This is a genomic window from Cohnella algarum (assembly GCF_016937515.1).
In the GTDB taxonomy this organism is placed as follows: Bacteria; Bacillota; Bacilli; order Paenibacillales; family Paenibacillaceae; genus Cohnella; species Cohnella algarum.
In genome coordinates this window covers 4,490,366-4,506,699 of record NZ_JAFHKM010000002.1, presented here as the reverse complement: position 1 = coordinate 4,506,699, position 16,334 = coordinate 4,490,366, and the positions used below count along the sequence as shown (strand labels likewise).

12 protein-coding genes and 1 pseudogene are annotated in these 16,334 nt (G+C 62.5%); all 13 read right to left on the bottom strand.

Translation table 11 applies throughout. The annotated features are described in order from the left end of the window. Positions 1-5: 5 nt before the first annotated feature. The 13 genes and pseudogenes from pknB to JW799_RS20155 all read right to left on the bottom strand — a co-directional run bounded on the left by pknB (position 6) and on the right by JW799_RS20155 (position 16,326). Positions 6-2,120, bottom strand: a complete 2,115-nt coding sequence (pknB, locus tag JW799_RS20215) for a Stk1 family PASTA domain-containing Ser/Thr kinase (protein ID WP_080840252.1) — start codon at positions 2,118-2,120, stop codon at positions 6-8. Then, on the bottom strand, positions 2,117-2,881 hold the full coding sequence (locus JW799_RS20210) for a Stp1/IreP family PP2C-type Ser/Thr phosphatase (RefSeq protein WP_080841018.1): 765 nt from the start codon (positions 2,879-2,881) through the stop codon (positions 2,117-2,119). The genes pknB and JW799_RS20210 overlap by 4 nt, the downstream gene beginning before the upstream one ends. 5 nt (positions 2,882-2,886) lie before the next feature. Beyond that, positions 2,887-3,987, bottom strand: coding sequence for a dual-specificity RNA methyltransferase RlmN (gene rlmN, locus JW799_RS20205; RefSeq protein WP_245809827.1), 1,101 nt, complete (start codon positions 3,985-3,987; stop codon positions 2,887-2,889). A gap of 73 nt (positions 3,988-4,060) precedes the next feature. Further along, positions 4,061-5,394 (bottom strand): annotated as a pseudogene (gene rsmB, locus JW799_RS20200) (16S rRNA (cytosine(967)-C(5))-methyltransferase RsmB). Positions 5,395-5,693: 299 nt separating this feature from the next. Next, the gene (gene fmt / locus JW799_RS20195; RefSeq protein ID WP_080840255.1) at positions 5,694-6,647 is read right to left on the bottom strand and encodes a methionyl-tRNA formyltransferase; all 954 of its coding nucleotides are present in this window, start codon (positions 6,645-6,647) and stop codon (positions 5,694-5,696) included. 1 nt (position 6,648) lies between these two features. Next, a complete protein-coding gene (def, locus tag JW799_RS20190) occupies positions 6,649-7,131 on the bottom strand; it encodes a peptide deformylase (protein ID WP_080840256.1) in 483 nt (160 codons plus the stop codon). 42 nt (positions 7,132-7,173) lie between these two features. Beyond that, the gene (gene priA, locus JW799_RS20185) at positions 7,174-9,666 is read right to left on the bottom strand and encodes a primosomal protein N' (RefSeq protein ID WP_205431421.1); all 2,493 of its coding nucleotides are present in this window, start codon (positions 9,664-9,666) and stop codon (positions 7,174-7,176) included. After that, positions 9,663-11,003: a bifunctional phosphopantothenoylcysteine decarboxylase/phosphopantothenate--cysteine ligase CoaBC gene (coaBC, locus tag JW799_RS20180; protein WP_205431420.1), complete on the bottom strand. Its 1,341-nt coding sequence runs from the start codon at positions 11,001-11,003 to the stop codon at positions 9,663-9,665. Before coaBC ends, priA begins: the two co-directional genes overlap by 4 nt. A gap of 81 nt (positions 11,004-11,084) precedes the next feature. Further along, on the bottom strand, positions 11,085-11,318 hold the full coding sequence (gene rpoZ / locus JW799_RS20175) for a DNA-directed RNA polymerase subunit omega (RefSeq protein WP_080840261.1): 234 nt from the start codon (positions 11,316-11,318) through the stop codon (positions 11,085-11,087). A gap of 3 nt (positions 11,319-11,321) precedes the next feature. Continuing rightward, positions 11,322-11,957, bottom strand: a complete 636-nt coding sequence (gmk, locus tag JW799_RS20170) for a guanylate kinase (RefSeq protein WP_205431419.1) — start codon at positions 11,955-11,957, stop codon at positions 11,322-11,324. A gap of 13 nt (positions 11,958-11,970) precedes the next feature. Then, positions 11,971-12,231: an extracellular matrix/biofilm regulator RemA gene (gene remA, locus JW799_RS20165; protein ID WP_027084220.1), complete on the bottom strand. Its 261-nt coding sequence runs from the start codon at positions 12,229-12,231 to the stop codon at positions 11,971-11,973. Positions 12,232-12,489: 258 nt separating this feature from the next. Next, positions 12,490-14,367 (bottom strand): bifunctional homocysteine S-methyltransferase/methylenetetrahydrofolate reductase, encoded by a 1,878-nt coding sequence (locus JW799_RS20160; RefSeq protein ID WP_080841024.1) that lies wholly within the window; start codon positions 14,365-14,367, stop codon positions 12,490-12,492. Between the two features lie 321 nt (positions 14,368-14,688). Continuing rightward, positions 14,689-16,326 carry an IS5 family transposase gene (locus tag JW799_RS20155; RefSeq protein WP_080840775.1) on the bottom strand — a complete coding sequence of 546 codons (1,638 nt, stop codon included), beginning with the start codon at positions 16,324-16,326 and terminating at the stop codon, positions 14,689-14,691. Positions 16,327-16,334: the final 8 nt, after the last annotated feature.

Below are 16,334 nucleotides of genomic sequence, written 5' to 3'. Positions count from 1 at the left end.
TCTGCTCATCCTTGATTCTCCTGTTCTCCGCCTTCTCCTTCGCCTTCGATTCCGTCTCCGTTCCCGTCTTCGTTAAACGTTCCCTGCTCGGCGTCCGTCTGTTCGCCGGAAGCGTCCGGATTGTCCGACGGTTCCCCGGACGGCTCTACCGCAGGCGTCTCCGAAGCCGGGACGTCCTCGTACGGGATCGGAATTTCGTCCAATATTTGATCGTCCCGGTAAATCCGGATCAAGCCTTCCTTGCTCGGCGACAGCACGAGCGTGACCGGGAACGTCTCCGTCGTCGTAATTTTTTTCGTGCCCCATTCGATATTGTCGCCGCGCGCGTCGGAATACTCGATTCGGATGACGCTTTGCGCGCCTTCCTGCGCGGGGGGCACCGTCACGTTGTACTTCCGCTCCTTGGCCTCGGCCGGATAGCCGCTGCTGATCCAGATTTGCACTTCGGATCCGGCTGTCACCGATTCGTTCTGCTCGGCCGGGAACTGCTTGAATACTTTGTTCTCCGTCGCGTAGCTTGGCTCGTAAAGGATGTTTTCCTTCGGCAGCACCAGATCGTTTTGCAAAATGGCGGCTTTGGCTTCGCTAAGCGTCATCCCGATCAGGTTCGGCATCGGGAACGACTCTTCGCCGAGGCTGACGGTCAGCTCGATCGTGTCCGTTTCCGGATTGAACTCCGTTCCCTCGCCCGGCGACTGGTGGATAACCGTGCCCGGCTCGCTCTTGTCATGGGTTTCCGTTTTCTCGATCCTGCCCTCGTCGATGCCGAGACCGACCAGCTTGACGACGGCATCCTCGTACGTCCCTCCGACGAGCGGCGGAAGTTCGATCATGAGCGGTCCGCTGCTGACCGTAAGTTCGACCGTGGCGCCTTTTTTGACGGACATATCCTGCTTGTTCTGCTTGATGACGACGTCTTCTTCGTATTCGGAGCTCGGCTCGGAGGCGACCTCGACCCCTACCAGGCCGACGTTTTCCAACATTTGCATCGCTTCCTGGATATCGTGGCCGATGACGGTCGGCACTTCGACGTCGTCCGGACTGAGCGATCCCCGCAGCGTCATGATCGCCCAGATCAAAATCCCGATCAGGATGACGGCAATGACGCTGAGCACCGTCGGCATCACCCACCGGCGCTTCGGCTCCTCTTCTTCCTCTTCTTCATCGGACTCCGGTTCGCCGCGAACGATCGTCTCTTCGCCCGACAGCCGCATATCCGGCTTCAGCGCCGGGATCGCCCTCGTCCGGTCTTCCTCCTCGTCGTCGTCGCTCTCGAACGAAACCGGTGGTTCGTTCAGTCGCTGCGGAGACAGGCACGTCTCCAGATCGTCGAGCATCCGCTTGGCCGAAGCGTACCGCTCCTGCGGATTTTTGCGCATCGCGCGAAGGATGATGTTTTCGACGCTTTGCGGGATGTGCGGATTGACCAGGCGCGGCTGCTCGAACGGCTCCTGCAGGTGCTTGAGCGCCACGCTGATCGGGCTTTCGCCCAAAAACGGAAGACGGCCCGTCAGCATTTGATACAAAACGATCCCCAGCGAATAAATATCCGACTTCTCGCCGGTCGTCACGCCCTTGGCATGCTCGGGCGAAAAATAATGGACCGAGCCGACGACGGAGCCCGTTTGCGTAATCGTCGAGGAGGTGACCGCGCGGGCGATGCCGAAATCGGTAACCTTCACCCGTCCGTTGTTTCCGATAAGGATGTTATGAGGCTTGATATCGCGATGGATGATCTGGTTCTGGTGCGCGTGATCGAGCGCGTCGCAGATTTGCGACGCGATCCGCACCGCTTCCTCCGCCTGCAGCGGCGCGCGCTCGCGAATAATTTCGTTCAGATTGCGGCCGTCCACGAATTCCATAATGATATAATGAGTATCTTCTTCCTGCCCGACGTCATAGATGCTCACGATGTTCGGATGCGACAACGACGCCGCGGCTTGCGCTTCCCTGCGGAAGCGGCGGACGAATTCGTCGTCGTGCATAAACTGCTGGCGAAGCACCTTCACGGCAACGAATCGGTTGAGCAGATTGTCCTTCGCCTTGTAAACGAGGGCCATCCCGCCGCCGCCGACCCGCTCGAGCAGCTCGTACCTGCCGCTCAACGTATGACCGATCATGACGCTCCCCCTTCCGCGGCATCATCCTCGGCGCAATCGATGATGGCCACCGTCACGTTGTCGTCCCCTCCGGCCAGGAGAGCAAGCGTAATCAACCGGTCCGCGATCTGTTCCATATTCGCGTCCGGTTCCTTCAGCGTATCCAGAATGAGCTTGTCTTCCACCAGGGAGCTGAGCCCGTCGCTGCACAGCAGCAGCCGGTCGCCTTGCCGCAGATCGATCCGCCTGACGTCGACCGCGACTTCCCGGTCGGTTCCCAGCGCCCGCGTCAGCACGTTGCGCCGCGGGTGGTTCGCCGCCTCCTCCGGGCTCAGTTGGCCCGATTTGGCGAGTTCGTTCACCAGCGTATGATCCTCCGTCAGCTGCTGGAGTTCGCCCTCGCGCATCCGATAGGCCCGGCTGTCGCCGATATGGCCGATCATCGCGGCTTCCTTGTCCGCCATGGCGAGGACGACCGTCGTCCCCATGTTGGAATAAGCTTCGTTGCCGGAAGCCATTTCGAAAACCGCCGCGTTCGCCTTGCGAACGATTGCCCGAAGGCGATCCTCGCTCGCCTCCGAAGAGAGATCCTCGTTCCACTCGGTCAGCGACTGCGTCAAACTGTCGATCGCAAGGCCGCTTGCCACGTCCCCCGCCTTGTGGCCCCCCATTCCGTCGGCGACTACCGCCGCCGCAATGCCGTTCCGGAGCTGCCCCGTCCAAGCCCTGTCTTCGTTCAAATGCCGGACTCTTCCGACATGGCTTCGCCAAGCCGTCTTCACATCGTTCACCTCGCCTGTGACTCCATATGCTTCGCCCGCAGCTGGCCGCAAGCGGCCGCGATGTCGTGCCCTTGCTCCCTGCGGATCGTCGCGTTGATCCGGTTGCGAACCAGGATGCGGTGGAACTCGAAAATATCGTCCCGCGGCGTTCGCACGTAGTCGCGCTCGGGCACGTAGTTTACCGGAATCAGGTTGACATGGCACAGCATGTCCTTGAGCACCTTGCCGAGCTCCTCCGCGTGCTCGGGGCGGTCGTTGACGCCGCCGATCAGCGCGTACTCGAACGTAATTCTCCGGCCCGTCTTCTCGATGTAATATTTGCAGGCGTCGATGACCTCGCTGAACGGGAACCTCCGGTTGACCGGCATCAGCTTCGAGCGCAGCTCGTCGTTCGGCGCGTGAATCGAGATCGCCAGGTTGATTTGCGTGTTCTCGTCCGCGAATTTGATCATGTTCGGCACGATGCCGCTTGTCGAAACCGTAATGTGGCGCTGCCCGATGTTGAGCCCCTTCGGGTGCGTCATCAAGCGGAGAAACGTCATTGTCGCGTCATAGTTTTCGAACGGTTCTCCCGAACCCATAATGACGATGCTGGAAACCCGCTCGTTTTCCGGGTCGAGCAGCTTTTGCGCCTGAACGACCTGGGCGACGATTTCGCCGGGCGTCAAATTCCGTTTCAAACCGCCGAGCGTCGAAGCGCAAAACGTGCAGCCGATCCGGCAGCCGACCTGCGTCGTCACGCAGACGCTGTTGCCGTAGTTGTGGCGCATGATGACCGTCTCGATCGCGTGATCGTCGTGCAGCCCGAACAAAAACTTGACCGTTCCGTCCTTCGATTGCAGCTTCGTAATTTCCTTCAGCGTGACGAAATTGAACGTCTCGGCAAGCTTTTCCCGAAGCGCTTTGGGCAAATTGGACATGCCCTCGAAATCGTCGACCCGCTTCACGTAAAGCCAGTCGAAGATTTGGCCGGCGCGGAAAGCCGGCTGGCCCTGCTCCTTGACCCAATCTTGAAGCTGTTCGAGCGTATAGTCGTAAATAAAAGGTTTCTCGGTTTTGTAATTGAGCTTATCGGCCAATCCTTTGACCGTCGTTTGTTTTTCCACTTTGTCACCACCATTCTGTCTATTTTACCATAAAAACCGCCGGCTCAGAAAGAACCCGGCCTTTCGCGAGAGGCTAAGCTTCCTTCCTGCGGAGCCTGGCGATAAAAAAACCGTCGCTGCCGAACTGATCGGGCAAAAGCTGCAGCATTCCCTCGAACGCGTCGGTCAGAACGCCCGCCTCGCGAAGCGGCCGAGCCGCCTCCTCCGGCCAGCCGGGGTCGAGCGCGAATTCGGGAAAGGACGAGAGAAAATGCCGGATCGTTTCCTCGTTTTCCTCCGGTGCGATCGTGCACGTGCTGTACACTAGCGTCCCCCCGGCCGGACCAGCGCGCTTGCCCGCTCCAGCAGGCGGCGCTGCAAGCCGGCCAGCGCGGCGATGTCTTCGGGCCGCTTGTTCCATTTGATTTCCGGCTTGCGGCGGATGACGCCGAGACCGGAGCAAGGCGCGTCCAGCAGCACGACGTCCATCGACAGCGGCGGCAGGCGGTCGGCCAGATCGAGCGCGTCGCCGGTCATCGTCCGGATCGAGCCGAGGCCGAGCCGAGCCGCCTGCTCCCGGATGAGCGCCTCCTTGTGCGCGTGAATGTCGTTCGCCGTCACTTCGCCGGCGTCGCCCATCCGCTCCGCAAGCTGCGTCGTCTTGCCGCCCGGGGCGGCGCAGCAATCGAGCACGCGATCGCCCGGGCGCGGATCGGCGACGGCGGCGACGAGCATCGAGCTTTCGTCCTGCACCGTGAGCAGGCCGTCCTTGTACCAGGGCGTCGCGGCGAGGCTGCCGGAGCGCACCGCGACGATGCCGTCGGGCGACAGCTTCGACGGCATCGCGGCAATGCCGGCTTCGGCCATTTCGGCCAGCAGCCGGTCTCGGTCCGCCCGCAGCCGGTTGACGCGGGCCGACGCTCGCGGCGGCTCGTTGCCGGCCGCGCACAGCGATTCCGTCCTTGCGGCGCCGTAGGCCGCAAGCCAGCGCCGGACGAGCCAGAGCGGATAGCTGTGGACGAGCGCGATCCGCTCCGCCTCGTCCAGCCCGTCCGGCAATGACGGCGCGACGCCGTCCCGCAGCAGCCCGCGCAGCGTGCCGTTGACGAGGCCCGCGATGCCGGCGTGGCCGCGCCGCTTGGCGATGTTCACCGCCTCGGCGACGACCGCGTGCGCCGGCACCCGGTCAAGGAAGCGCAACTGGTAATAACTGAGCCTGAGCAGGCTGCGCACCCAGGGCTCGATTTTGCGCGGCCAGCCTTTCACCCGGTCCGAGAGGACGTAATCGATCGTATTCAGCCTCTGAATCGTGCCGTACGCGATTTCGGTCGCCAGCGCCGCGTCCTGCCTCGACAAGCCCGCTTCGTTCAGCGTCCGGTTGAGCTCAAGCCCGCTGTACGCCCCTTCCCGGTCGACCCGCTCCAGCACGTTGAGCGCGGTTTCGCGCGCTCCCTCGGGCTTCCTTTTGGCCGGCGTTCTCCTGCCGTGCTCTCCCGCTCCCCCGGGATCCCGGCGGGTTCTGGTTCCCCCGGCAGGCCCGGCTTTTTTAGCGCCGGTTTGTCCCGGCGTGTTTCGATGTTGACCGTCCACGATATGTTCGCACCTCGATTTCGTCGTCCTTCCGCATGCCCCGTTCCGGTCCGCGCAAACCTAGTTTGCGCCGGATCGGGCGGGTGATGTATTTTGGGGTTCCCGATTCGCTGCGATGCGAAAAAACGGCGCCCGTATTAACCGAGCGCCGTTCCGGGGGCGATGCGCGCCCCTCTCGCATACTCCGCCGCGGGCAGCGCTTTTTTGCCTGCCGGCTGCACCTGCGTCAGGACGACGCTGCCGTCGCCCGTCCGCACGCGAATGCCGTCCGCGCCCGCTTCGAGCACCGTGCCGGGCTTGGCTTCGGCCCATTCGGCCGCCAGTCGGGCATCCGTTTCCCCCGGCGCCCGGCAGCCCCATACTTTGAACACTTCCCCGTTCAAAAACGTAAACGCCCCGGCCATCGGATGCAGGCCGCGGACCTGGTTGAAAATGTCCCGGGCGGTCCGATTCCAGTCGATCCGCTCGTCTTCCCGGGTCAAGTTCGGCGCATAGGTCGCTTCTGCATCGTCCTGCGCGATCCGCGGGGCGGTTCCGTCGAGCAGGCGAGGCAGCCATTCGATCAGAAGCTCGGCCCCCGCGTCGCTCAGCTTGGCGAAAATCGAGCCCGCCGTATCGTCGTCGCCGATCGGGACCTCGACTTTGGCGATCATGTCCCCGGTGTCGAGCCCCTCCGCCATGTACATGAGCGTTACGCCGGTTACCGGCTCCCCGTTCATGATGGAGCGCTGGATCGGAGCTCCGCCGCGGTAACGCGGCAGCAGCGAGCCGTGCACGTTGACGCAGCCGAAGCGCGGCAAATCCAGCACCGCCTTGGGCAAAATTTGGCCGTACGCAGCCGTCACGATCAAATCCGGGGCCAGCTCCGTTACGGCCGCGACCGCGTCGGGCGATCGCAGCTTCTCCGGCTGCAGCACGCGGAGTCCCCGCTGCTGCGCGAACGCCTTGACCGGCGGCGGGGAGAGTTCCCGCTTGCGGCCTTTCGGCCGATCCGGCTGCGTGACGACCGCGACGACGTTCAGGCCTCGCTCCAGGAGCGCCCGAAGCGAAGGAACGGCGAAATCGGGCGTTCCCATAAACAGTATGTTCATTTTATTCCCCGTCCTGTTCCGCCTTGCGCGCCTCGTATACCGATTCCGCTATATCGATAAAAAGCACGCCGTTCAAATGATCCACCTCATGCTGGAAAGCGCGCGCCAGCAATCCGGTTCCTTCGTACTGCACCGGGTTGCCGTGACGGTCCTGTCCGCGGATGACGACTTTGTTCGCCCTCCGCACGTCGCCCTGCAGCCCCGGAATGCTAAGGCAGCCTTCCGGTCCGAGCTGCTCGCCTTCCGCCGAGACGATCTCGGGGTTGACGAGCTCGATCAGCCCTTGCTCTTCGTCCGCGTCGACGACGATGACGCGCTTCAAAATGCCGACCTGCGGAGCCGCGAGACCGACCCCATCCGCGTCGTACATCGTATCCGCCATATCGTCGAGCAGCTTGTGGAGATTCGCGTTGAACTTGGTAACCTCCTGAGCCCTTTCCCTCAGCACATCGTCCGGGTGTTTGACGATCAATCGAATCGACATGGTTTCATCATTCCTTTTCAAGCAGACTGGCGTTGCAAACGGCTATAACATCATTTGCGGATCGACGTCGACGCTGATTTGCACGCCGTGTTTTTTGGCGGGGTCCGCGATTTCGCGGAGCGTTTCCGCCGTCCAGGCATGAGCGTCCGCATCCGCTCCCCGATATTTTACCATACATTGAAAACGGTAGCGATCTTTCAGCCGAGGAATCGGCGACGCGACGGGACCGAGAACCTCGAACGCGGGCAAGCCCGCGGCTCCGGCAAGCCCGGCCGATTCCGCCCTCGCCCGCATTTTGGAGGCGAACGTTTCTCCGAGAGACATGAGCAGCGGAACCTGTTCGTGCGAAAACGTGACGGCGATCAGCCTCCCGTACGGCGGATAAGCCATCATTCGCCGATGGCGAAGCTCCTCGAGCGCGAAGCCGCCGTAGTCGTGGCGGCGGGCGGCCGCGATCGAGGCGTGCTCCGGCTCGTACGTTTGAATGACCACCTCGCCCGGAAGCTCGTGCCTTCCCGCCCGCCCCGCCACCTGGGTCAGCAGCTGGAACGTTCGTTCGGGAGCCCGGAAATCGGGAAGGCGCAGCGCGGAATCGGCGGCAAGCACCCCGACGAGCGTGACGTAAGGAAAATCGAGCCCTTTCGCCACCATTTGCGTGCCCAGAAGGACGTCCGCCTTGCGCTCGCGAAACGCGGTCAGCCACTTTTCGTGCGAGCCTTTTTCCGACGTCGTGTCGACGTCCATCCGGATGACGCGGACGCCGGGGAACGCGAGGGCGAGCGCTTCCTCGACCTTTTGCGTTCCGGTGCCAAAAAAGCGGATGTGCCGGCTTTGGCACGACGGGCACTCCTCCGGCTCCCGTTCCGCGTAGCCGCAGTAGTGGCAGCGCAGGTTGCGCGATCCCCTATGGTACGTCAGCGCGATGTCGCAATGCGGGCATTGCGCCGTATATCCGCAGGACCGGCACATGACGAACGTGGAGTAGCCGCGCCTGTTCAGCAGCAAAACGGTTTGCTCCCCTTTTTCGAGCCGGTCCTCCAGCTTCTCTTTCAAAAGGTTGCTGAACATCGCCCGGTTGCCCAGGCGCAGCTCCTCGCGCATGTCGACGATCGACACGGGCGGAAGCGGGCGGGCGGCGACTCGCTCGGGCAAGGCAACGTAAACGGGGCGAAGATCGGCTTCCACCCCGCTGCCCGGATATTTGGCGGCGCCGTAAGACTCCATCGAAGGCGTCGCCGAGCCGAGCACGACGGCGGCGCCGTGCTTTCTCGCCCTTTCCGCCGCCACGTCCCTCGCATGATATTTCGGGCTTTCTTCCTGCTTGTACGAAGATTCGTGCTCTTCGTCGATGACGATCAGCCCGATGTTTTCGAACGGAGCGAAAATCGCGGAGCGGGCGCCGACGGCCACGCGGGCGCTTCCGTCCCGGATTTTCCGCCACTCGTCATAGCGTTCGCCGTTCGACAGCCGGCTGTGAAGCACCGCGACCAGATCGCCGAACCGGCTTTTGAAGCGTTCGACCATCTGCGGGGTCAGCGCGATTTCCGGCACGAGCACGATCGCTTCCTTGTTCAACGTCAGGCAGCGCTGAATCGCCTGCAAATAAATTTCCGTCTTGCCGCTTCCCGTGACGCCATGCAGCAAAAACACTTCGCTTCGCTCCTCGTCGATCGCCCGCGCGATCGGCTCGAAGGCCGCCGCCTGCGCTTCGGTCAGCGTCATCGGCGAGGACGGCGCGAACGTCCGGTCCGCGTACGGATCCCGGTTCGCCTCGACGGCTTCGACGGCGACATAGCCTTTGTCGGCCAGCGCCCGAATGACGGAGACGTTCGTCCCCGCCGCGTCCGCAAGCTTCTGCTGGGCGATCGGCTCGGGATGGGCGAGCAAATATTCGAGGACTTCCCGCTGCTTGGCGGCGCGACCCGGAATGTCCGCGAGCGCCTCGCGAAGCCGCCGCTCGTCCGGAGGAACGACCGTGAGCACGGTTTTGACCGACAGCCGGTCTTCCACCTTCTGCCGTTCCCCCAATTTTCCCTGCTTCAGCCATCGCTTGATCGCGTCCGCCGCATCCGGAAATTGCTTCGCGAGCGCAGTCAGCTTGAGCGGAGCCTGCCGCTCGAGCGCTTCGACGAGGCCGGGCGCCGCGGCCCTGTCGGCTTCCGTCCAGCGAGTTCCCGGCATCGGCGCTATGTACTTCTCCGTCTTCCCTTTCAGCGCCGCGGGCAGCATCGCCTGCAGCGCGACCGTGAGCGGGCAAAGCCAGCGGCGGCTGATCCATTCCCCGAGCTCCACCAGTTCCGCCGACAGCGGAGGCAGCGAGTCGAGGACGTCCTCGACCGGCTTGAGCCTGCCCGGATCGACCTCCGCCCGGTCCGGAACGGCGACGACGATCCCCTGAAGCAGCCTGCCGCCGAATGGGACCGCAACCCGGCTGCCGATGTCGATCCACCGGGCGAGATGCTCCGGGATGCGGTAATCGAACGGCCGGTCCGTGTCCCGGCTGGGCACGTCGACGATGACGCGGGCAACCTTCATGCGTCGGCCGCCTCCCCGGTAGCAGCCGGGCGGCCGCTGCTTGCCGGGACGGTCCGGCTGTCCGCCGCCGCGGCTGCCGGTTGCCCGGCCTTTGCGGCTTCTCCCGCTTCGCGCCACGGCGGACGCGCGGCCGCGATCCGCCAGATGCGTTCCGCCGCCGCCCGTTTGGACTGGAGCGGCAGCGATTCCACCAGACCCTCCGGCCCGTAGACGCTCACGATATTCGTATCGGCGCCGAAGCCCGCGCCTTCCTGCGAAACGTCGTTGGCGACGATCAAATCGCAACGCTTGCGCCTGAGCTTGTCCGTCGCATGCTTTTCCACTTCGTCCGTTTCCGCCGCGAAGCCGATGACGAACGGCGTTTTGCCGGAGTGAATCCGATCCGCCTTCCACTCTCCGACCGTCTGCAAAATATCGGGATTGCGGACCAGCTCCAGCGTCAGCGTCTCCGGCCCTTTTTTCATTTTCCGTTCGAGCGGGGCTTTGGGCCGGTAGTCGGCGACCGCGGCTGCCATAACGATGGCGTCCATTTCGCCCGCGCGCGCCATGACGGCTTCGAGCATTTCCTCCGCGGAGCGAACGGACACGAGCTTCGTCCCCGCAGGCGGCGCGCCGTCCGTCCGGGCGCATACGAGCGTCACGTCCGCGCCCAGCAGCAGCGCCGTCTCGGCGAGCGCGAAGCCCATTTTGCCCGACGAATCGTTCGTAATGTAGCGGACCGGATCGATCCTCTCGATCGTTCCGCCCGCGGTGACGAGTACCCGCCTGCCCGCCAGCGGCTTGTCCGTCGCCAGCAGCCGCGCGGCGGCCGCCGCAATGTCGTCGGGCTCGGCGAGCCGGCCCTTGCCGACGTAGCCGCAAGCGAGCTGTCCCGTTCCCGGCTCGACGAACCGGACGCCCCGCTCGGCCAACGTCTGGAGATTGCGCACGACGGCCGGATGCTCCAGCATGTGCACGTTCATCGCCGGGGCGATCAGCACCGGCGCCGTCGTCGCGAGCAGCGTCGTGCTGAGCATGTCGTCGGCGATGCCGGCCGCCATTTTGCCGATGATATTCGCGGTGGCCGGAGCGACGACGACCAGGTCGGCGGCGTCGGCCCAGTCGATGTGCTGCACTTTGGACGCTTCCCTTTCGTCGAACGTATCCGTCGCCACCGGATGCCGGGACAGCGTCTGCAGCGTAAGCGGCGCGATGAAACGCTGCGCGCCGTCCGTCATGATGACGCGGACTTCGGCCCCGAGCGACACGAGACGGCTGCAAACCGTCGCCGCCTTGTACGCGGCGATTCCCCCCGTAATCCCGAGCACGATCGTCTTGCCTGCAAGCGGTCCAGACATGGCGTTCCCTCCCCCGTCAATCTGAAAAATGCGCGAAAACTTGTTGCCGCGATGAAAAAAACAACCGCGAGGGTTGTTTTCTCATTCGTTCTCCGATTCGGCTTGCACGGCTTCTTCCGGTTGAATCGTTTCTACGTTTATAAACTCGTGATAGATTTCCTCGAGCGCGACGCCGACGAATTTATGCGATTTGGGCGAGATCAGCTCGGATTGCTTGCCTTCGCGCAAGCTCCGGGCCCGCTTCGACGCCGCGACGACGAGCGTATATTTGCTGTCGACTTTCCTTACCAGTTCGTCAATAGAAGGGTAAAGCATGGTTCATCTCTCCGATCCGTTTTTGGCCGTGGTCAGGTCCTGCAATTCCGCGATCAGCTCATGCCGGAACCGCTCGCGCTTGCAATGCTCGGCCGTTATGATCGCTTGGATCCGCTCGCACGCGCGATCGATCTCGTCGTTCACGACCGCGTAGTCGTACTTGTTAAGCAGATTCATCTCCTCGACCGCGACGGACAAGCGATGGTCGATCTTGTCTTGCGATTCGGTGCCGCGTCCGACGATCCGCTGCTTCAGTTCGCCGAGCGACGGGGGCAGCAGGAACACGAACACGCCTTCGGGAAACTTCTCCTTTACCTTGAGAGCTCCCTGAACTTCGATTTCAAGAATGATATCTTTGCCTTCGGCGATCGTGCGCTCGACGAATTCGCGGGGCGTGCCGTAAAAGTTCCCGACGTACTCCGCGCTCTCGAGCAAGGCGTCGGAGGCGAGCATATCGAGAAACTGTTCCCGCGTCTTGAAAAAATAGTTGACGCCGTCCTTCTCTCCCTCTCTGGGCGGACGGGTCGTGGCCGAAACCGAATAGACGAGCTCCGGCATCCGGCGGCGCAGCGAAGCGCATACGGTGCCCTTGCCGACTCCGGACGGGCCTGACAGTACGATGAGCAAACCTTTTTTCATGGACTTCCCCGATTCATTCGTCATGTTCGTCATCTTTGGTGGATAGCCGGTGCGCAACCGTTTCCGGCTGAACGGCCGACAAAATGACGTGATCGCTGTCGGTAATGATGACCGCGCGGGTGCGGCGGCCATACGTCGCGTCGATCAGCATATGCCTGTCCCGCGCTTCCTGGATGATCCGTTTGATCGGCGCCGATTCCGGACTGACAATGGATATGATCCTGTTCGCCGAAACGATGTTGCCAAAACCGATATTGATCAGTTTGATCGCCATGCAACTCTTCCCTCCGGTCGGTCCTCGCAGCGCTCTCGCGAGACGTCGGACACTCTTCCATTGTTGCCCGATGATGTCCCTCGCATACTGCAGGATAACGATACAATCAGCCTGCGCAATCGACGCTGTACGCATGTGTGACGGTACTTGGCGCCCGCTTCCGGAAAAGCGGCCGTCCTCTTCGGAAGGGGACGGCCCCGGAAGTCATATTGATTAATTTTACTTGAAAATTCCGGCCCGGACAAGGGGTAGAGCAAACTACCGCGATTTTCGCGTTTCGGCGGATCGGCTCGCGGCGACGTACCGGGTCAGCTCCGCGGTCATCTCGTAAAAAAGAAACGGCGTCATCAAGTAAATTCCGTTAAAGTGCTTCATGGCCGTATCGAGAAGCTCCTTGGCGATCGCGATCCCTTCGGCCCTTCCCTCGGCCCCTTCGAGCCCCCGCATCCGGCGGCGGACTTCGTCGGACAATTGAATCCCGGGCACCTCGTTGTGCAAATATTCGGCATTGCGGCCGCTGGCCAGCGGAAAAATGCCGAGAAAAATCGGAATGCCGATGCCTTTCGTCGCTTCGGCGATTTTTTCGATTTGGGCGGAATCGTACACCGGCTGCGTCATAATGTAGTCGGCGCCCGCCTCCACCTTTTTCTCGAGCCGCTGCACCGCTTTGTCCAGATGCTTGACGTTCGGATTGAATGCCGCCCCGATGACGAAGTTCGCCTTCTGCTTCAGCGGTCTGCCCGAAAACGCGATGCCGGCGTTGAGCTGCTTGATCATGCGAATGATTTCGAATGAGGTCATGTCGTAAACCGAGCTCGCGCCGGGCAAATCGCCGAACTTCGCCGGGTCGCCCGTTACCGCCAGCACATGGTCGATGCCGAGCGCATCGAAGCCCATCATATGCGACTGCGTGCCGATCGAATTGCGGTCCCGGCACGCGATGTGAACGAGCGGCCGGATGCCGACCCGTTCCTTGAGCAGCGCGCCGAGCGCCATGTTGCTCATGCGCGTCACCGCCAGCGAGTTGTCGGCCATCGTCAGCGCGTCGGCGCCGGCCGCCTTCAGCGCTTCGGCGCCCGCCATGAAGCGGGAAATGTCCAGATCGCGGGGCGGATCGAGCTCGACGATGACCGTATGGCGCTCGCGGACGAGATCGACGATCGAAGGCTCCCGGGCCGGAGGCGAGGGCGGAACCGGTTCCGGCTCGGCGACCTCGATCCGCTCCGGCTCGCGCGGCTCCGCGCCGTCCGCCGCCGGAGCGGCGTCGGGCTCGTAGCCTTTCAAGGCGCCCGCGATCGCGGCGATATGCTCCGGCGTCGTGCCGCAGCAGCCGCCGAGCAGCCGCACGCCCGCGTCGGCGAACCGCCGCGCGTTCGTCGCGAAGTAGTCGGGCGACGCCGGATAGACGACTTTGCCGTCCACGTATTCCGGCAGCCCCGCGTTCGGGAACGCCGACAGCGGCATGCCGAGCCCGCCCGGCAGCTCCTCCAGCGCGCGCAGGATGCCGACCGGCCCGCTGCGGCAGTTGAAGCCGATGACGTCGGCTCCTCCGGCCGCAAGCCGCGCGAACGCGTCGGGAAGGGGAACGCCGTCGTGCGTCCGGGCCGCGTCTCCGACCGCGAATTGGCAGATGACCGGCAGATCGCTTTGCTTGCGGACGATCGAGACGGCGAGCGACATTTCCGCGAAATCCGTAAACGTTTCGAGCAGGACGCCGTCGGCCCCCGCTGCGATCAGCGCGCCGAGCTGCTCCTCGAAGTCGCGCCGCACCTCGGCATCGCTCGCGTCGCTGCGCTGGCCGGCTTTGACGGAGCCGACGGACGCCACCACGTACGCTTGATCGCCCGCCGCGCGCCTGGCGATCGCCACCCCCGCCGCGTTGATTTCCTCCGTCTTGTTTTCCAGCCCGAATCGGGCCAGCTTCGAGCGCTGGGCGGAGAACGTGTTCGTCTCAATCACTTCGGCGCCGGCCGAAATATAGCGGCGGTGAACGTCCGCGATCAATTCCGGGTTCAGCAAATTGTATTCTTCAAACGATACGCCGATCGGAACCCCCAACTGATACAGGTAGGTTCCCATCGCTCCGTCGCCGACCCGGGTTCGGGCCTTCAGCGCGGCACGCAAATCCGTTCTCACAAGGCTTCCCATCCATTTCATTATTCAGAGTAACCTTACTTTAGCACATTTCGCCGCTCCCTTGAACATGCGAACGCTCATGCCCGGCAAAAACGCATGTTCACGAAACCCGGCGGCATCCCCGGAATGGCGGAACTGCCGGGGATCCCGAATATTTGCGGCACTCAAGCGTGCGTCCATAGGCGAGATGAGTAATGGTGACTCAACTGCGTGCGGCTCCAGGCGCTCGGCCGGTCAAGATGAGTAACGGTGACTCAATTGGATGTCGATCCAGGCGCTTAGCCAGTCGAGATGAGTAATTAGGGTTTGCTGAACGATACTTTACCCGAAATTCAGGCTGAGGCGTCGGCGGAGCAGGATGGCAAATAGGAAGCCAAAAAGAACGCGCAGCCTGCGTTCCAGGTTCATCACCAGCAGTTGCAGCGTGATGGCGGACAGGCTCGTCTGCGCGAGACGCGCGCGAATACGGCCAAGCCCATATTTGCGCTTGCCTTCTCCAAATTTACCTTCGATGGCGTTGCGTTCGCCGGCATCCCGTTTGTCCTGGTTCCGTTGCTCGTTCGTCGAACCGTCCTTCCGCGGCCGTCCTAAAGCCGGACCGCTGAGCCGAATGCCATGCTGCTTGCAGAAGTTCCGGTTCTCGCGTGTGCGATAGATTTGATCCGCCTGCACGACGGCCGGATAATAGCCGAGGCGTCGGCGGTAGTTCTCGATCGTCTCGATGAGCGTGGTACTCTCGTTGAAGTTGTCCCAGGACGCCCGATCCAGGAATGCGTAGCCCTTCGTCATGCTGACGGCGAGCTTCGCACCGAACTCTACCCGCGCCTTCGCTTTCCCGCGCACGATCGGCCTTACATGCGGCTGATGGATGCTCACGATCCGGCCGTCGATCTGGTGCGATCGCCTCTGGTACATGTGAAGCTGCTGACGGTACAGTTCCTGAATCACCAGTAGATCGCGATACGCTTTGCGGCTCAAACGCGTAAGCGGCTGCGTCTTCACTTGCTCGGCGATGATGGCAAGGTTCCGTCCCACAAATCCCAGTTGCCGGCGGATCGCGCGGCGGATCACCTTCGGTCCCGGCCGGCGCTGCTTGGATACCGCCAGAAACTGCTTTCGCGCTTTCTCCCGGTAGGTACGCGGTTTCGCCGTTTGTCCGATCACCCGTTCATGCAGCGTATCGATGATCGCTTCGAGTTTCTCCCGCGCTTCGTTCAACAGATTCAGATCGGTCGGATACGCTACATCCGCTGGCGCGCAGGTGGCGTCCGCCAGCATCGTTCCTTGATTCGGTTGCTCCGGCGCTTCCGACACGGCGGCGGAAGCCTCCGCCTCATAAACATCCCGTTCGGTCGCTTCAAGTGGCGCTGCCCTTTCAACGGTCTGCGCCGTAGCAGACCGTTGCGCGGTCGATTCCATCGGCGTGTCTCCGAACAGCACTTGTTGCTCGATCTTGGCCGTGTCCGTCGTTTGATGAGGCGCCTTCCGCTTGCGTTTCCCGCCGCCGCTTATGCCGGGACCATCGTTGTCATCGTCTTTCGTTTCATTCGCGCCTTCGATGGCGACGATCTCGTTCAGCTCGGCCAGCACGTCTGTCAGACGCTTACGGAAATGCGTCATCATCGAAGGATGAAACGGCGGCTTCATTGTGAAGCCGGACAGACCGATGAAGTATTGCATGTAGGGATTTTCGCTGATCGACTCCACCGTCTCTCTGTCGGTCAGTTGCATGCGCTCCTGAATGAGGAGCGCGCCGAGCCCCGTTCGCAGACTGATCGTTTGTTGGCCGCGAAAGGTGTTTTTGAAGAACTGACCGTATTTCTGCTCCGCCGCCGCCCACGGCACCAATCGCGCCAACCGGACCCAGCGATTCTCTTCGTCCAGCTTTCCGCCGAAGGGCAGAAAGAAATCGCCGGGCAGGAGCAATTGATTTTCGAGGTGCGCGGTCGGCTTGAACATTTTCGTCA

Bases quoted from the DNA above. Each gene is read 5' to 3' on its own strand.
- pknB (WP_080840252.1), bottom strand. From the start codon at position 2,120: ATGATCGGTCATACGTTGAGCGGCAGGTACGAGCTGCTCGAGCGGGTC.
- fmt (WP_080840255.1), bottom strand. From the start codon at position 6,647: ATGAACATACTGTTTATGGGAACGCCCGATTTCGCCGTTCCTTCGCTT.
- def (WP_080840256.1), bottom strand. From the start codon at position 7,131: ATGTCGATTCGATTGATCGTCAAACACCCGGACGATGTGCTGAGGGAA.
- priA (WP_205431421.1), bottom strand. From the start codon at position 9,666: ATGAAGGTTGCCCGCGTCATCGTCGACGTGCCCAGCCGGGACACGGAC.
- coaBC (WP_205431420.1), bottom strand. From the start codon at position 11,003: ATGTCTGGACCGCTTGCAGGCAAGACGATCGTGCTCGGGATTACGGGG.
- rpoZ (WP_080840261.1), bottom strand. From the start codon at position 11,318: ATGCTTTACCCTTCTATTGACGAACTGGTAAGGAAAGTCGACAGCAAA.
- gmk (WP_205431419.1), bottom strand. From the start codon at position 11,957: ATGAAAAAAGGTTTGCTCATCGTACTGTCAGGCCCGTCCGGAGTCGGC.
- remA (WP_027084220.1), bottom strand. From the start codon at position 12,231: ATGGCGATCAAACTGATCAATATCGGTTTTGGCAACATCGTTTCGGCG.
- JW799_RS20155 (WP_080840775.1), bottom strand. From the start codon at position 16,326: ATGTTCAAGCCGACCGCGCACCTCGAAAATCAATTGCTCCTGCCCGGC.